This is a genomic window from Burkholderia savannae (assembly GCF_001524445.2).
Lineage (GTDB): Bacteria > Pseudomonadota > Gammaproteobacteria > Burkholderiales > Burkholderiaceae > Burkholderia > Burkholderia savannae.
Genome location: NZ_CP013417.1, coordinates 188511 through 201697, shown reverse-complemented (window position 1 = coordinate 201697; position 13187 = coordinate 188511). Strand labels below are relative to the sequence as shown.

At 64.5% G+C, this 13187-nt stretch carries 18 protein-coding genes and 1 tRNA gene; 1 reads left to right on the top strand and 18 read right to left on the bottom strand.

The annotated features are described in order from the left end of the window. Positions 1–71: 71 nt before the first annotated feature. The 7 genes from WS78_RS01085 to WS78_RS01055 all read right to left on the bottom strand — a co-directional run bounded on the left by WS78_RS01085 (position 72) and on the right by WS78_RS01055 (position 5228). A tRNA-Thr gene (locus WS78_RS01085) sits at positions 72–147 on the bottom strand. 20 nt (positions 148–167) lie between these two features. After that, positions 168–701 (bottom strand): ClpXP protease specificity-enhancing factor, encoded by a 534-nt coding sequence (locus tag WS78_RS01080; RefSeq protein ID WP_038754999.1) that lies wholly within the window; start codon positions 699–701, stop codon positions 168–170. Between the two features lie 71 nt (positions 702–772). Next, a complete protein-coding gene (locus WS78_RS01075) occupies positions 773–1384 on the bottom strand; it encodes a glutathione S-transferase N-terminal domain-containing protein (protein ID WP_004185176.1) in 612 nt (203 codons plus the stop codon). A 93-nt stretch (positions 1385–1477) separates the two neighbouring features. Next, positions 1478–2236 (bottom strand): cytochrome c1, encoded by a 759-nt coding sequence (locus tag WS78_RS01070; RefSeq protein ID WP_038754985.1) that lies wholly within the window; start codon positions 2234–2236, stop codon positions 1478–1480. A 21-nt stretch (positions 2237–2257) separates the two neighbouring features. Further along, positions 2258–3640: a cytochrome b gene (locus tag WS78_RS01065; RefSeq protein ID WP_059577328.1), complete on the bottom strand. Its 1383-nt coding sequence runs from the start codon at positions 3638–3640 to the stop codon at positions 2258–2260. Then, positions 3641–4261 (bottom strand): ubiquinol-cytochrome c reductase iron-sulfur subunit, encoded by a 621-nt coding sequence (gene petA, locus WS78_RS01060; RefSeq protein WP_038754979.1) that lies wholly within the window; start codon positions 4259–4261, stop codon positions 3641–3643. A 220-nt stretch (positions 4262–4481) separates the two neighbouring features. Beyond that, positions 4482–5228 (bottom strand): Nif3-like dinuclear metal center hexameric protein, encoded by a 747-nt coding sequence (locus tag WS78_RS01055; RefSeq protein WP_038754977.1) that lies wholly within the window; start codon positions 5226–5228, stop codon positions 4482–4484. 21 nt (positions 5229–5249) lie between these two features. Here WS78_RS01055 and WS78_RS01050 point away from each other — a divergent pair, with 21 nt between their 5' ends. Then, positions 5250–6458 (top strand): Do family serine endopeptidase, encoded by a 1209-nt coding sequence (locus tag WS78_RS01050; RefSeq protein WP_038754974.1) that lies wholly within the window; start codon positions 5250–5252, stop codon positions 6456–6458. 356 nt (positions 6459–6814) lie between these two features. On the opposite strand, the gene tatC is transcribed toward WS78_RS01050, so the two are convergent. From tatC to WS78_RS00995, 11 genes are all read right to left on the bottom strand, one after another. After that, complete coding sequence (tatC, locus tag WS78_RS01045) at positions 6815–7597, bottom strand: twin-arginine translocase subunit TatC (RefSeq protein WP_038753787.1); 783 nt, start codon at positions 7595–7597, stop codon at positions 6815–6817. A gap of 38 nt (positions 7598–7635) precedes the next feature. Further along, a complete protein-coding gene (gene tatB / locus WS78_RS01040) occupies positions 7636–8163 on the bottom strand; it encodes a Sec-independent protein translocase protein TatB (protein ID WP_059577332.1) in 528 nt (175 codons plus the stop codon). A 26-nt stretch (positions 8164–8189) separates the two neighbouring features. Next, positions 8190–8423 carry a Sec-independent protein translocase subunit TatA gene (tatA, locus tag WS78_RS01035; protein WP_038753781.1) on the bottom strand — a complete coding sequence of 78 codons (234 nt, stop codon included), beginning with the start codon at positions 8421–8423 and terminating at the stop codon, positions 8190–8192. Between the two features lie 88 nt (positions 8424–8511). Beyond that, positions 8512–8877: a histidine triad nucleotide-binding protein gene (locus WS78_RS01030; RefSeq protein WP_038753799.1), complete on the bottom strand. Its 366-nt coding sequence runs from the start codon at positions 8875–8877 to the stop codon at positions 8512–8514. Between the two features lie 28 nt (positions 8878–8905). After that, entirely contained in the window at positions 8906–9295 is a 390-nt protein-coding gene (locus tag WS78_RS01025; RefSeq protein WP_038753778.1) for a DUF4870 family protein, read from the bottom strand. A gap of 52 nt (positions 9296–9347) precedes the next feature. Beyond that, positions 9348–9716, bottom strand: a complete 369-nt coding sequence (locus WS78_RS01020; RefSeq protein ID WP_038753776.1) for a phosphoribosyl-ATP diphosphatase — start codon at positions 9714–9716, stop codon at positions 9348–9350. Beyond that, the gene (gene hisI / locus WS78_RS01015) at positions 9713–10126 is read right to left on the bottom strand and encodes a phosphoribosyl-AMP cyclohydrolase (protein WP_038753773.1); all 414 of its coding nucleotides are present in this window, start codon (positions 10124–10126) and stop codon (positions 9713–9715) included. Before hisI ends, WS78_RS01020 begins: the two co-directional genes overlap by 4 nt. Next, positions 10126–10899 carry an imidazole glycerol phosphate synthase subunit HisF gene (gene hisF, locus WS78_RS01010; RefSeq protein ID WP_038753770.1) on the bottom strand — a complete coding sequence of 258 codons (774 nt, stop codon included), beginning with the start codon at positions 10897–10899 and terminating at the stop codon, positions 10126–10128. The genes hisI and hisF overlap by 1 nt, the downstream gene beginning before the upstream one ends. A gap of 82 nt (positions 10900–10981) precedes the next feature. Beyond that, positions 10982–11737: a 1-(5-phosphoribosyl)-5-[(5-phosphoribosylamino)methylideneamino]imidazole-4-carboxamide isomerase gene (gene hisA, locus WS78_RS01005; RefSeq protein WP_038753768.1), complete on the bottom strand. Its 756-nt coding sequence runs from the start codon at positions 11735–11737 to the stop codon at positions 10982–10984. Positions 11738–11904: 167 nt separating this feature from the next. Next, a complete protein-coding gene (hisH, locus tag WS78_RS01000; protein WP_059577335.1) occupies positions 11905–12546 on the bottom strand; it encodes an imidazole glycerol phosphate synthase subunit HisH in 642 nt (213 codons plus the stop codon). Beyond that, positions 12543–13163 (bottom strand): YchE family NAAT transporter, encoded by a 621-nt coding sequence (locus tag WS78_RS00995; protein ID WP_038753762.1) that lies wholly within the window; start codon positions 13161–13163, stop codon positions 12543–12545. Before WS78_RS00995 ends, hisH begins: the two co-directional genes overlap by 4 nt. Positions 13164–13187 lie beyond the last annotated feature (24 nt).

Genomic DNA, 13187 nt, shown 5'->3' with positions numbered 1-13187 from the left:
CGTTTTGTAGAACGTGCGTGATTTTGTAGAACAAAAAAAACGGGCCCCATCTCTGGGACCCGCTTCGGTATTGGTGCCGGCTGCAGGACTCGAACCCGCCACCTGATGATTACAAATCAACTGCTCTACCTGATGAGCTAAGCCGGCGTGGAATCGAAAATTCTACCTCATTTCACGATCTTGAGGCGAGGCCGGTTGCCTTTCGCGCCATCGTCATCGCCATCACCGTCGCCGTCCGACTTCGGCGCGTCGTCCGCGCGATCGCCGGGTTCCGGCACCGCCTCGTCCTCGCCCCGCGCACCGATGCCCGCAACCTGCCCGCCGGCATCGCCGCCGTCTTCCGCCGCGGCAAGCGCCTCGCCGCCGTCAGCATCGCCGGAGTCCGCCGCGGCGTCGACCTGAAACGCCATCCCCTGCCCATTCTCGCGCGCGTAGATCGCAAGCACGTTCGCGATTTGCACCTCGATCTTGTGCGCCTTGCCCGAGAACCGCGCGGTGAACTCGATCCATTCGTTGCCCATCTGCAGCTGGCTCGTCGCCTCGAAGCTGATGTTCAACACGATCTCGCCGTCGCGCACGAACTGGCGCGGCACGCGGGTCGACTTGTCGACCCGCACCGCGATGTGGGGTGTATATCCGTTGTCGGTGCACCACTCGTAGAGCGCGCGCAGCAAATACGGCTTCGTGGAAATCTCTTGCATCGCCATCCTCGAACGGAAACGGACACGGCGGCGCCTCGCCGCCGCATCTGCTCCCCAGTCACATACCGCTCTTAACGACGCATGACCTTTTCGGACGGCGTCAGCGCTTCGATATAGGCAGGACGGCTGAAGATCCGCTCTGCATACTTCATCAGCGGCGCGGCGTTCTTCGACAGCTCGATCCCGTAATGGTCGAGGCGCCACAAGAGCGGCGCGATCGCGACGTCGAGCATCGAGAATTCTTCGCCGAGCATGTACTTGTTTTTCAGAAAGATCGGCGCGAGCTGCGTCAGGCGATCGCGAATCGCGAGACGCGCCTTCTCGTGGCTCTTTTCCGCCGCCTTGCCCTTCTCGTTCTCGAGCGTGCTCACGTGCACGAACAGTTCCTTCTCGAAGTTGAGCAGGAACAGGCGCGCGCGCGCGCGCTGCACCGGATCGGCCGGCATCAGTTGCGGATGCGGGAAACGCTCGTCGATGTACTCGTTGATGATGTTCGATTCGTACAGGATCAGATCGCGTTCGACGAGAATCGGCACCTGTCCGTACGGGTTCATCACCGCGATGTCTTCTGGCTTGTTGAACAGGTCGACGTCGCGGATCTCGAAATCCATGCCCTTTTCGAACAGCACCAGCCGGCAACGCTGGGAGAACGGACAAGTCGTGCCGGAATACAGAACCATCATGTTTGCGTTTCCTCAAAAAGCTGAGGGCCAGCGCGCGGAAAAGCCGCTTGGCGGGCTTTTCCGCGCGCTGGCCCCACGCCAGTCACGGCGTGATTACTTGATATCTTTCCAGTAGGCGGCATTGAGCCGCCATGCGAAGAAAGTCAGGACACCGAGGAACAGCAGCACCCACACGCCAAGGCGTTTGCGGGTCTGCTGCGCCGGCTCGGACATCCAGCTCAGGTACGCGACCAGATCGCCGACGGCGGCATCGTAATCCACCGGCGAAAGCGTTCCGGGCGTCACCTGCTGGAACCCGGCGAGCTTGCGCACTTTCTCGCCCGTTTCCTCGTCCTTCTTTTCCTCGAATTTCGCAATGCGCTCCCCTTGAAGCTGCCACAGCACGTGAGGCATGCCGACGTTCGGGAACACGACGTTGTTCCAGCCCGTCGGCCGCGTATCGTCGCGGTAGAAAGTGCGCAGATACGTGTAGAGCCAATCACGGCTGCGGGCGCGCGCCTCGACGGACAGATCCGGCGGCGCAACGCCGAGCCAGTTCTTCGCGTCTTCCGGCCGCATCGCGACGGACATCGTGCTGCCGACCTTATCGGTCGCGAACAGGAGATTCTTCTCGATCTCCTTCTGCGAGATGCCGAGATCCGTCAGCCGGTTGTAGCGCATCAGGTTCGCACTATGGCAATTCAGGCAATAGTTTACAAACAATTGCGCGCCATGCTGCAAAGAGACGAGATTCTCCGTGTTATCGGGCGCCCGGTCGAGCGGAAATTCGCCCTCCTCGGCCCGCGCGGATGCGCTCGTCAGCAGACATGCCGACACAATAAACATTGCGAGCGCCGAAAGCAATTTCTTCATACGAATACCTCCTCGCTCACGTCAATGGGGTTTGAACCGCACGCGTTCGGGCGGCTGCTTGAATGTGCCGAGCCGCGACCAGAACGGCATGCCGAGGAAGAACGCGAAGTACACGAGCGCGCACACCTGCGCGATCAGCGTCGCGGCAGGCGACGGCGGCCGCGTGCCGAGGAACGCGAGGGTCATGAACACGGCGACGAAGATCCCGAAGAACACCTTGTGGAAGAACGGCCGGTAGCGGATCGATTTGACCGGGCTGCGGTCGAGCCACGGCAGGAAGAACAGCGTGACGACGGCCGCGCCCATCACGACGACGCCCCAGAACTTCGATTCGGTGAGGTACATGAAGACGACGAGCGCCGCGGCGAGCGCGGGCAGCGCGATCTTCCACTTGCCGCGCGCGCGCACGAGCGCGAGAAGGCCGAGCGCCGCGATCACGATCATCAGCACGATCTTGAACGGGTCGGTCGTCGCGCGCAGCATCGCGTAGAACGCGGTGAAGTACCAGACGGGCGCGATTTCCGGCGGCGTCTGCAGCGGGTTCGCCGGAATGAAGTTGTTCGCCTCGAGGAAGTAGCCGCCCATCTCCGGCATGAAGAACACGATCACCGCGAACACCATCAGGAACACGCAAACGCCGAAGAAGTCGTGCACCGAGTAGTACGGGTGGAACGGAATGCCGTCGAGCGGCACGCCCTTGTCGTCCTTCTTCTCCTTGATCTCGATGCCGTCCGGGTTATTCGACCCCACTTCGTGCAGCGCGATCAGGTGCGCGACGACAAGCAGCAGCAGCACGAGCGGAATCGCGATCACGTGGAACGCGAAGAAGCGGTTCAGCGTGACGTCGGACACGACGTAATCGCCGCGAATCCAGAGCGACAGGTCCGGGCCGATGAACGGGATCGCCGAGAACAGGTTCACGATCACCTGCGCGCCCCAGAACGACATCTGCCCCCACGGCAGCAGGTAGCCGAAGAACGCCTCGGCCATCAGGCACAGGAAGATCGCGCAGCCGAAGATCCACACGAGCTCGCGCGGCTTGCGGTACGAGCCGTACAGCAGGCCGCGGAACATGTGCAGGTAGACGACGACGAAGAACATCGACGCGCCCGTCGAGTGCATGTAGCGAATGAGCCAGCCCCACGGCACTTCGCGCATGATGTACTCGACCGACGCGAACGCGAGCGTCGAGTCGGGCTTGTAGTTCATCGTCAGGAAGATGCCGGTGACGATCTGGTTCACGAGCACGAGGAGCGCGAGCGAACCGAAGAAATACCAGACGTTGAAGTTCTTCGGCGCGTAGTACTCGGAAAGATGTTGCTTCCAGGTGGAAGTGAGGGGAAAGCGCCGGTCGACCCAGCCGAGCAGGCCTGTTGTGGAGATCTCTTTATTGTCGGTCGCCATTTACGCTTCTCCTTTCTCGTCCTTGCCGATCACGAGCGTCGTGGCCGACGTGAACATGTAAGGCGGGACGTCCAGATTCTGCGGCGCCGGCTTGTTCTTGAAGACCCTGCCGGCGAGGTCGTAGGTCGAGCCGTGGCACGGACAGAGAAAGCCGCCCGGCCAATCGTCGGGCAGGTTCGGCTGCGGCCCCGGCGTGAAACGCTGGCTCGGCGTGCAGCCGAGATGCGTGCACACCGCCATGACGACGAGAATGTTCTTGCGGTCGGTCCTCGACCGGTACTCGTTCGCGCAATACGACGGCAACGGCATCGAGTACGGGGATTTCGACTGCGGATCGGCGACTTCCTTGTCGGCCTTCACGACATCGGCGAGCATGTCGTCGGTGCGGTTCAGCACCCAGACCGGCTTGCCGCGCCAGGGAACCGTGAGCATTTCGCCCGGCTTGAGCGCGCCGATATCGACTTCGACGGGCGCGCCGGCCGCCTTAGCCTTGGTGGACGGCGCCAACGACGCCGCGAAAGGTACCACGGTTGCGACGCCACCGACGCCGCCCGCAACCGATGTCGCAATCAGCCAAGTCCGGCGGCCGCTGTCGACGTGTTCCTCTTCTTTGTCTCGCATCACACGCCCCAATTCTGAGTTGGATTTCCGTCACGACATTTCACACCGCCGCTAGTTTGCTCGAATGGAGTCGGCATTTACAAGACCCGGACGTTAAATACCTCCTGAAGCTATTATTAATCAAGGGTTTCCCCGAGCTATCGAAATTCCAGGTCCGATAATCGACGAAATCCGCACCGCAAGGCATTTCCGTTTGGATGCGGTGCGGCAATTCGCGCAGTTAAACCGGGTTATGAATATCGATAAAAATATGCTCGAGATCAAATCGCTCCGATAAATGCTGGCCGAGCGCCTGGATGCCGAATCGCTCGGTCGCATGGTGCCCCGCCGCAACGAATGCGACGCCGCTCTCGGCCGCCGCGTGCGTCACGTACTCGGATACTTCGCCCGTCAGGAACACGTCGGCGCCCGCGTCGATCGCCGCGTCGAAGAAGCTTTGCGCGCCGCCCGTGCACCACGCGACGCGGCGCAGTTGCTGGTCCTGGTCGCCCAGCACGAGCGGCGTGCGGCCGAGCGTGTTCTCGACCTTCGCGGCGAAATGTTCGAGCGAGACGGACATCGGCAACGTCGCGAGCCAGCCGAGATCCTGATCGCCGAAGCGGGCGTCGGCGATCAGGCCAAGACGCTCGCCGAGCTGCGCGTTGTTGCCGAGTTCGGGGTGCGCGTCGAGCGGCAGGTGGAACGCGAACAGGTTCAGGTCGTTCGCGAGCAGGCGCTTCAGGCGCTGATACTTGCGACCGGTGATCTGCGGCGCCTCGTTGCGCCAGAAGTAGCCGTGATGGACGAGCACCGCGTCCGCGCCCCATTCGAGGGCGCGATCGAGAAACGCGAGCGACGCCGTCACGCCGGTGGCGATTTTTTCGATCTTGCGACGGCCTTCCACCTGGAGGCCGTTCGGGCTGTAGTCCTTGAACCGCTCAATTTCGAGGGTATTGTTCAAGTACAATTCGAGTTCGATCCGATCCATATAAACCTCTAGTATCTTCAAATGCTTAGACGCTTCTGGCTGTTCTTCGCCCAAGCGGTGACGGTGCTGCTGGCACTGATGTTCATCGTGGCGACGCTCAAGCCGCAATGGCTGCAACGGCAGGGACAACTCGGCAAACAGCTGGCGGCGCCGATCGTCGCGCTGCGGGAAGTCGCACCCGGCGTCGGAGGCGCCCCGGCTCAATCCTCGTATGCGGACGCCGCGCAGAAGGCGATGCCCGCGGTCGTCAACGTATTCTCCAGCAAGGACGGTTCGCTGCCGCCCGATCCGCGCGCGAAGGACCCGCTCTTTCGCTATTTCTTCGGCGATCGCAACGCGCGCCGGCAGCAGGAGGAGCCCGCTGCCAATCTGGGGTCGGGCGTCATCGTAAGCTCGGAGGGTTACATTCTAACGAACCAGCACGTCGTCGACGGCGCGGACCAGATCGAAGTCGCGCTCGCCGACGGCCGCACGGCCACCGCGAAGGTGATCGGCAGCGATCCGGAAACCGATCTCGCGGTGCTCAAGATCAACATGACGAACCTGCCGACGATCACGCTCGGCCGCTCGGACCAGGCGCGCGTCGGCGACGTCGTGCTCGCGATCGGCAACCCGTTCGGCGTGGGCCAGACGGTGACGATGGGGATCATCAGCGCGCTCGGGCGCAACCACCTCGGCATCAACACGTTCGAGAATTTCATCCAGACCGACGCGCCGATCAATCCGGGCAACTCGGGCGGTGCGCTCGTCGACGTGAACGGCAACCTGCTCGGCATCAACACGGCGATCTACTCGCGCTCGGGCGGCTCGCTCGGCATCGGCTTCGCGATTCCCGTGTCGACCGCGCGCAACGTGCTCGAGAGCATCATCACGACGGGCGCCGTCACGCGCGGCTGGATCGGCGTCGAGCCGCAGGACGTGACGCCCGAGATCGCCGAATCGTTCAGCCTCGCGCAAAAATCGGGCGCGATCGTGGCGGGCGTGCTGCAAGGCGGCCCGGCCGACAAGGCGGGGATCAAGCCGGGCGATATCCTCGTGTCGATCGACGGCGAGGAAATCACCGATACGACGAAGCTGCTAAACGTGGTCGCGCAGATCAAGCCGGGCACGCCGGCGAAGGTGCATGTCGTGCGCAAGGGCAAGGAACTCGACGTGACGGTCGTGATCGGCAAGCGGCCGCCGCCGCCGAAACAGGCGCTCGACGACCAGAACAGCGACGAGGAACAGTGAGCGCCGGCGCGGCGCGCGCTTCGGAGCGGCCCTGGCCCCCCGGCGCGGCCGAGCGACGATGCCGGCGCGGGCCGGGTGGCGTCGACGGTGGCATCCGCCTACGGTAGCGCGGCGGCAAACAAAAAGGCAACCCGATGGGTTGCCTTTTTCGTTCCGATGCGCCGATCCCGCCGACTGCCGCGACCGGCGGAACGGGGCGGACCTTGAAACGGTGCCTGTGCGGCCCCCGACGCCGCCGATCGCGCCCCGCAAGATTCTTCAGCGTACCGGATTCGCGCCGAAGCACGCCTGGGCAGCGCCTCCTCCCCCGGGCGAAACCGGCGCCCCCCCCTCTCGATCACCCCGAGTCGGCCCGTTCAGCTCGCCGCGGCCTTGCCCTTGTCCTCTTCCTTCGGCGGCGGCTTGACGAAGAGCCGCGCCGCGATGATCCCCGCCTCGTACAGCAGCACGAGCGGCAGCGCGAGCATCAGCTGCGAGAACACGTCGGGCGGCGTCACGACGGCCGCGACGACGAACGCGCCGACGATCACGTACGGCCGGATCTCCTTGAGCTTCTGCACGGTCAGCACGCCCATCCGCACGAGCAAGACGACGACGATCGGCACCTCGAACGTCACCCCGAACGCGATGAACATCCCGAGCACGAAACTCAGGTAATTGTCGATGTCGGTCGACATCTCGGCGCCGAGCGGCGCGTTGTAGTGCGCCATCACGCGGAAGATCGTCGGAAACACGAGGAAGTACGCGAACGCCATGCCGCACAGAAACAGGAAGTAGCTGCTGCCGACGAGCGGCAAGACGAGCTTCTTCTCGTGCTGGTAGAGCCCGGGAGCCACGAAGGCCCAGATCTGGTACAGCACGAACGGCAGCGCGATCACGAGCGCGACGAGCATCGTCACCTTCATCGGCACGAAGAACGAGCCGGTGACGTCGGTCACGATCATCTTGCCGCCCTTCGGCAGGTTCTCCATCAGCGGCCGCGCAAGCAGCCGGAAGATGTCGGGCGCCCAGTAGACGAGCCCGAGGAACACGACGATCACGGCCGCGCCCGCCTTGATGATGCGGTCGCGCAGCTCGACGAGATGGGAGATGAAGGTTTCTTCCGGACCTTCGTCCGGATTGTGCTGGGGGTCGCTCACGCCGGCCCTCGGTTGAAGTGTCTAGCGCCGATCATCGATCAGAAGAAACGCGCCGGACGGCGCAGGCTCGCCGGCTGGTGTCGCGCGACGCGCGCGGCGCCCGACTGCACCTGCGTACGGCGCATCGTCGCGCGCTTGTACCAGACGGGCGTCACCGTCTTCTTCACGCGCCAGTTGCGGCGCTTCGCCGACGCGGCGGCGAAGGTGCGCCACGACGGCTCGTCGAACGACGCGGGCGCGCCGCCCGATGCGTCCGCGGCCGCCGAATCGCCCGACGACACGGCCGAATTCCACGCGGCGTTCAGATCGCGCTCGTGCTCGCGCAGGTTGTCGTGGATCGTGTTCTCGACGTTGCGCGCCGCCTGCTCGAAATCGGTCTTCATCGTGCGCAGCGCATCGAGCTCGATCTCGCGCGAGACTTCCGCCTTCACGTCGTTGATGTAGCGCTGCGCGCGCCCGAACAGCGCGCCCGCCGTCCGCGCGACGCGCGGCAGCCGCTCGGGGCCGAGCACGACGAGCGCGACGACGCCGATGAGCGCCATCTTCGAAAGACCGAGATCGAGCATCGCGACGCCCCGTCAGTGTCCGCGCGTCACGCCTTGTTCGAATCCGACGAACGCGCCGCGTCCTTCGCGTCGACGTTCACCGAGCCCGAGCGCGGCAGTTGCTGCGCGTCAGCGGGGGTTTCGCTCTCCTTCATGCCATCCTTGAAACCCTTGACCGCACTGCCGAGATCGTTGCCGATATTGCGCAGCTTCTTCGTGCCGAACACCAGCGCGACGATCAGCAACACGATCAGCCAGTGCCAAATACTCAATCCGCCCATGATGAAACTCTCCTAAACCTCGCCGGTTTCGCGGCGCAAATCACCGGCCCCGTGCCGGCTTCGTTCGGATGGCGGGCCGCCCGCCATCTCATCCCATCCGGCGCCACGGACGCGGCCCGGCCAGAATATGCGCGTGCAGGTGATAGACCTCCTGCCCGCCGCCCGGCCCGGTGTTGATTACCGTCCGGAACCCGGTTTCGCCGCCCGTGTACGCGCAACCCAACTGCTCGGCGAGCCGCGCGACGAGAACCATCATTCTACCAAGCAGCGGCGCGTCGTCCGCGGTGACGGAAGACAGCGTCGGCACGTGCTTGCGCGGTATCACGAGCACGTGCGTGTCGGCCGCGGGCCGGATGTCCCGGAAGGCGACGAACTCGTCGTCCTCGTGCACCTTCGTGCTCGGAATCTCGCCTGCCGCGATCTTGCAGAACAGGCAATTCGGGTCGTGACTCATCGTGTTCCTCGACGCGTCCCGCAACGCGTCAGAACCACGCCTGTGGATCGAGCGTCTTGTTGTCGTTCAAGTACAGCCAGCCTTTAATGATACGGTACAGCGTCCAGATCCACACCGCGCCCAGCACGATGAAGCCGATCCCGACGAACAGCAGCGCGAAACCGATCAGATACGCGATCAGCGCGCGCCAGAACGTACGGATCTGCCATTCGAAATGGGCCTGGTATGCGGTGCCCAGCGCATCGTCGCGTTTCACGTAGTTGATGATGATCGCGACGATGCCCGTGATGCCGCCCGTCAACCAGTGAATCGCGTACAGCAGATAGAGGATGTGCGTCAGCGTGCGCAACGATTGCTGGCGTTCGCCCTCGGTCGCACCCTGGAACGACGGCGGATATTGGTTCGGCGACTCTGGCATGATGCTATTCCCCTTTGATGACAAATCTCACGCGGCGTGTGGCCGCATCGGCTCACCCGCCATTTTCTTCGCGCTCGCGACGCTTGCGCAGCGCCTTTTCCTCGATGCCCGACATCCCTTCGCGGCGCTCGAGCTCGGCGATCACGTCGGCGGGGCTCAGGTCGAAATGAGACAGCGCGACGAGGCAGTGAAACCACAGGTCCGCGATCTCGCCGACGAGCGCGGAAGGCGCGCCGCCCTGGCGGACGTCCTTCGCGGCGAGCACGACCTCGGTCGCTTCCTCGCCGATCTTCTTCAGGACCGCGTCGTCGCCCTTGTGAAAGAGGCGCGACACGTACGATTGCTCGGGATCGCCGCCCTTGCGGCTGTCGATCACGGCGGCCAAGCGCAGCAGCGTGTCTTCGATCGTCGATTGCGTCATTTGTAGATATGTTCGGGATCTTTGAGCACCGGATCGACCGCGACCCATTCGCCGCCGTCGACGGTGCCCTCGAATTTCTGGAAAAAGCACGAGCGCCGGCCCGTGTGGCACGCGATGCCCGCGACCTGCTCGACCTTCAGCAGCACGACGTCCTCGTCGCAATCGAGCCGCACTTCGTGCACGTGCTGCACGTGGCCCGACTCCTCGCCCTTGAACCACAGGCGCTGCCGCGAGCGCGAGTAGTACACCGCTCGCTTCAGTTCGATCGTCTTCGCCAACGCGTCGCGGTTCATCCACGCGAACATCAGCACGTCGTTCGTCGCCGCGTCCTGCGCGATCACCGGCACGAGGCCGTTCGCGTCCCAGCGGACCTTGTCGAGCCAGTCGCCCGGCTTCACTGCTTCGTTCATCACAACCTCACCGCAATGCCACGCTCGGCCATGTAGCGCTTCGCCTCGCCGACCGTGTGCTCGCCGTAGTGGAAAATGCTCGCGGCCAGCACGGCGTCCGCGTGGCCTTCGACGATGCCCGCCGCGAGGTGCTCGAGCGAGCCGACGCCGCCCGACGCGATCACGGGCACGGGCACCGCGTCCGACACCGCGCGCGTGAGCGCGAGATCGAAGCCCGCCTTCGTGCCGTCGCGGTCCATGCTCGTGAGCAGGATCTCGCCCGCGCCGAGCTCGGCCATCTTGCGCGCCCACTCGACCGCGTCGAGGCCCGTGCCCTTGCGGCCGCCGTGCGTGAAGACCTCCCAGCGCGGCGGCTCGCCCTCGGCCGACACGCGCTTCGCGTCGATCGCGACGACGATGCACTGCGAGCCGTACTTGTCGGCCGCGTCGCGCACGAGCTGCGGGTTCGCGACCGCCGACGAGTTCATGCTGACCTTGTCCGCGCCGGCGTTCAGCAGGCGCCGTACGTCCTCGACCGCGCGCACGCCGCCGCCCACCGTGAGCGGAATGAACACCTGCGACGCGACCGCCTCGATGATCGGCAGGATCAGGTCGCGCCCGTCCGACGTCGCGGTGATGTCGAGGAACGTGAGTTCGTCGGCGCCCTGCTCGTCGTAGCGCCGCGCGATCTCGACGGGGTCTCCCGCGTCGCGCAGCTCGACGAAATTGACGCCCTTGACGACGCGCCCGGCGGTCACGTCGAGACAGGGGATGATGCGTTTAGCTAGAGCCATGATGTTACGCGGCATGCCGCGGGTAATGCCGTCCGCGCGCGGCGGACGGCTGGGCGAAAAGGCGTGGCGCCGAGGCGGCGCGTCAGGCGTCGTCGAGCTCGCCGTTCAGTTCGTCCGCGCGCTTTTGCGCGGCGGCGAAATCGAGGTCGCCCGAGTAGATCGCGCGGCCGCAGATCACGCCTTCGATACCTTCGACTTCCACTTCGCAGAGCTTCTCGATGTCGCCGATGTTCGACAGGCCGCCGCTCGCGATCACCGGAATGCCGACCGCCTGCGCGAGCTTCACCGTCGCCTCGATGTTGATGCCTTGCAGCATCCCGTCGCGGCCGATGTCCGTGTAGACGATCGACTCGACGCCGTAATCCTCGAACTTGCGCGCGAGATCGATCACTTCATGGCCCGTGAGCTTGCTCCAGCCGTCGGTGGCGACCTTGCCGTCCTTCGCGTCGAGGCCGACGATGATGTTGCCCGCGAACGCGCTGCACGCGTCCTGCAGGAAGCCCGGGTCCTTCACCGCCGCCGTGCCGATGATCACGTACGACAGCCCGGCGTCCAGGTACTTCTCGATCGTCTCGAGGCTGCGGATGCCGCCGCCCAGTTGCACGGGGACTTCGTCGCCCACTTCGCCGAGGATCGCCTCGATCGCCTCGAGATTTTTCGGCTTGCCGGCGAACGCGCCGTTCAGGTCGACGAGATGCAGACGCCGCGCGCCGAGATCGACCCATTTACGGGCCATCGCCGCAGGATCCTCGGAAAAAATCGTCGCTTGGTCCATATCGCCTTGTTTGAGGCGCACACACTGACCGTCTTTAAGATCGATGGCCGGAATCAGCAGCATAGCAATCGGGTGTTGTCAGGGAAAAATGAAGAGATCACAAAAGACGTGCGCCGCCCATCCGGCGCGACGCCGTCTCGCTAGTTTAGTACAACTCTTTCTGCGTATCCGCTCGCGAAGCCCGTGCGGCGGGCGTTTTGCACCCGCCGGGTGTGGCTCTCGCGCCACGTTCAGGGGTTCCAGTGGACAAAATTCCGGTATAGCCGCAGCCCCACTTCGGCGCTCTTCTCCGGGTGAAATTGGGTCGCGAAGAGATTGTCACGCGCGACCGCGGACGTAAAGACCTCGCCGTACGGGGTCTCGCCCGCGACGTGCGCCGGGTTGTCCGGCACCACGTAGTAGCTGTGCACGAAATAGAAGTACGCGTCGTCCGGCACGCCTTCCCATAACGGGTGCGGCTGCGTCTGATGCACCCGGTTCCAGCCCATCTGCGGCACCTTGAAGCGGGAGCCGTCGTCCTGCAGCCGGCCTTCGAGCTCGAAGCGCAGCACCTTGCCCGGCAACAGGCCGAGGCCCTCCGTGTCGCCTTCGGCGCTCCAGTCGAACAGCATCTGCTCGCCCACGCACACGCCGAGCAGCGGCTTCGCGCGCGACGCCTCGATCACCGCATCCTGCAGGCCGGACTCGCCGAGGCACCGCATGCAGTCGGGCATCGCGCCCTGGCCCGGCAGCACGACGCGGTCCGCCGCGCGGATCGCCTCGGGCCGGTCGACGATCTTCACGTCGGCGGCGGGTTCCGCCTTCATGAGCGCCTGCGCGACCGAGCGCAGGTTGCCCATTCCATAATCCACAATCGCAATCGAAGTTTTCATGTCAGTGCAGGTAACAATGCCTTCAGTCCGTCGACGATGAATTCCACCGCCAGCGCCGACAGCATCAATCCCATCAGACGCGTGACGATGTTGATGCCGGTGCGGCCGATCCAGTGCGCGATCGGCTCGGCGAGCCGCATCGCGAAAAAACAGATGAGCGCGAGCGCCGCGCCGATCGCGACGAGCCCGAGCCGGTCGTACCAGTGCCGGGCGTTCGCCGCGTAGACGATCACCGTGCTGATCGAGCCCGGCCCCGTCAGCAGCGGAATCGCGAGCGGCACGACGGCGATGCTGTTCTTCGACTCCGCCTCGTCGCGCTCCTCGGGCGTCGACCGGGTGTTGCCGATCTGCGCGTTCAGCATCGAAATCGCCATCAGCAGCATGATGATCCCGCCGCCGGCCTCGAGCGAGCCCACCGAGATCCCGAAGAAATCGATGATCTGCTGGCCGAGCAGCGTCGTCACCGCGATCACGCAGAACACGGAGACCGTCGCGACGCGGATCGTGTGCCGCCGCTCGGCTTCCGTCTGCTGCGCCGTCAGGCTCAGGAAAAACGGCACCGCGCCGAGCGGATTGATCAGCGCGAGCAGGGAGATGAACGATTTGAGCAGATCCATCGCAAGCCGGCGCAGCCGCCGCGG

Coding starts and splice junctions, on each gene's coding strand:
- WS78_RS01080 (WP_038754999.1), bottom strand. CDS start 701: ATGCAAGAGATTTCCACGAAGCCGTATTTGCTGCGCGCGCTCTACGAG.
- WS78_RS01075 (WP_004185176.1), bottom strand. CDS start 1,384: ATGATGGTTCTGTATTCCGGCACGACTTGTCCGTTCTCCCAGCGTTGC.
- WS78_RS01070 (WP_038754985.1), bottom strand. CDS start 2,236: ATGAAGAAATTGCTTTCGGCGCTCGCAATGTTTATTGTGTCGGCATGT.
- WS78_RS01065 (WP_059577328.1), bottom strand. CDS start 3,640: ATGGCGACCGACAATAAAGAGATCTCCACAACAGGCCTGCTCGGCTGG.
- petA (WP_038754979.1), bottom strand. CDS start 4,261: ATGCGAGACAAAGAAGAGGAACACGTCGACAGCGGCCGCCGGACTTGG.
- WS78_RS01055 (WP_038754977.1), bottom strand. CDS start 5,228: ATGGATCGGATCGAACTCGAATTGTACTTGAACAATACCCTCGAAATT.
- WS78_RS01050 (WP_038754974.1), top strand. CDS start 5,250: ATGCTTAGACGCTTCTGGCTGTTCTTCGCCCAAGCGGTGACGGTGCTG.
- tatB (WP_059577332.1), bottom strand. CDS start 8,163: ATGCTCGATCTCGGTCTTTCGAAGATGGCGCTCATCGGCGTCGTCGCG.
- tatA (WP_038753781.1), bottom strand. CDS start 8,423: ATGGGCGGATTGAGTATTTGGCACTGGCTGATCGTGTTGCTGATCGTC.
- WS78_RS01030 (WP_038753799.1), bottom strand. CDS start 8,877: ATGAGTCACGACCCGAATTGCCTGTTCTGCAAGATCGCGGCAGGCGAG.
- WS78_RS01025 (WP_038753778.1), bottom strand. CDS start 9,295: ATGCCAGAGTCGCCGAACCAATATCCGCCGTCGTTCCAGGGTGCGACC.
- WS78_RS01020 (WP_038753776.1), bottom strand. CDS start 9,716: ATGACGCAATCGACGATCGAAGACACGCTGCTGCGCTTGGCCGCCGTG.
- hisI (WP_038753773.1), bottom strand. CDS start 10,126: ATGAACGAAGCAGTGAAGCCGGGCGACTGGCTCGACAAGGTCCGCTGG.
- hisF (WP_038753770.1), bottom strand. CDS start 10,899: ATGGCTCTAGCTAAACGCATCATCCCCTGTCTCGACGTGACCGCCGGG.
- hisA (WP_038753768.1), bottom strand. CDS start 11,737: ATGCTGCTGATTCCGGCCATCGATCTTAAAGACGGTCAGTGTGTGCGC.
- hisH (WP_059577335.1), bottom strand. CDS start 12,546: ATGAAAACTTCGATTGCGATTGTGGATTATGGAATGGGCAACCTGCGC.
- WS78_RS00995 (WP_038753762.1), bottom strand. CDS start 13,163: ATGGATCTGCTCAAATCGTTCATCTCCCTGCTCGCGCTGATCAATCCG.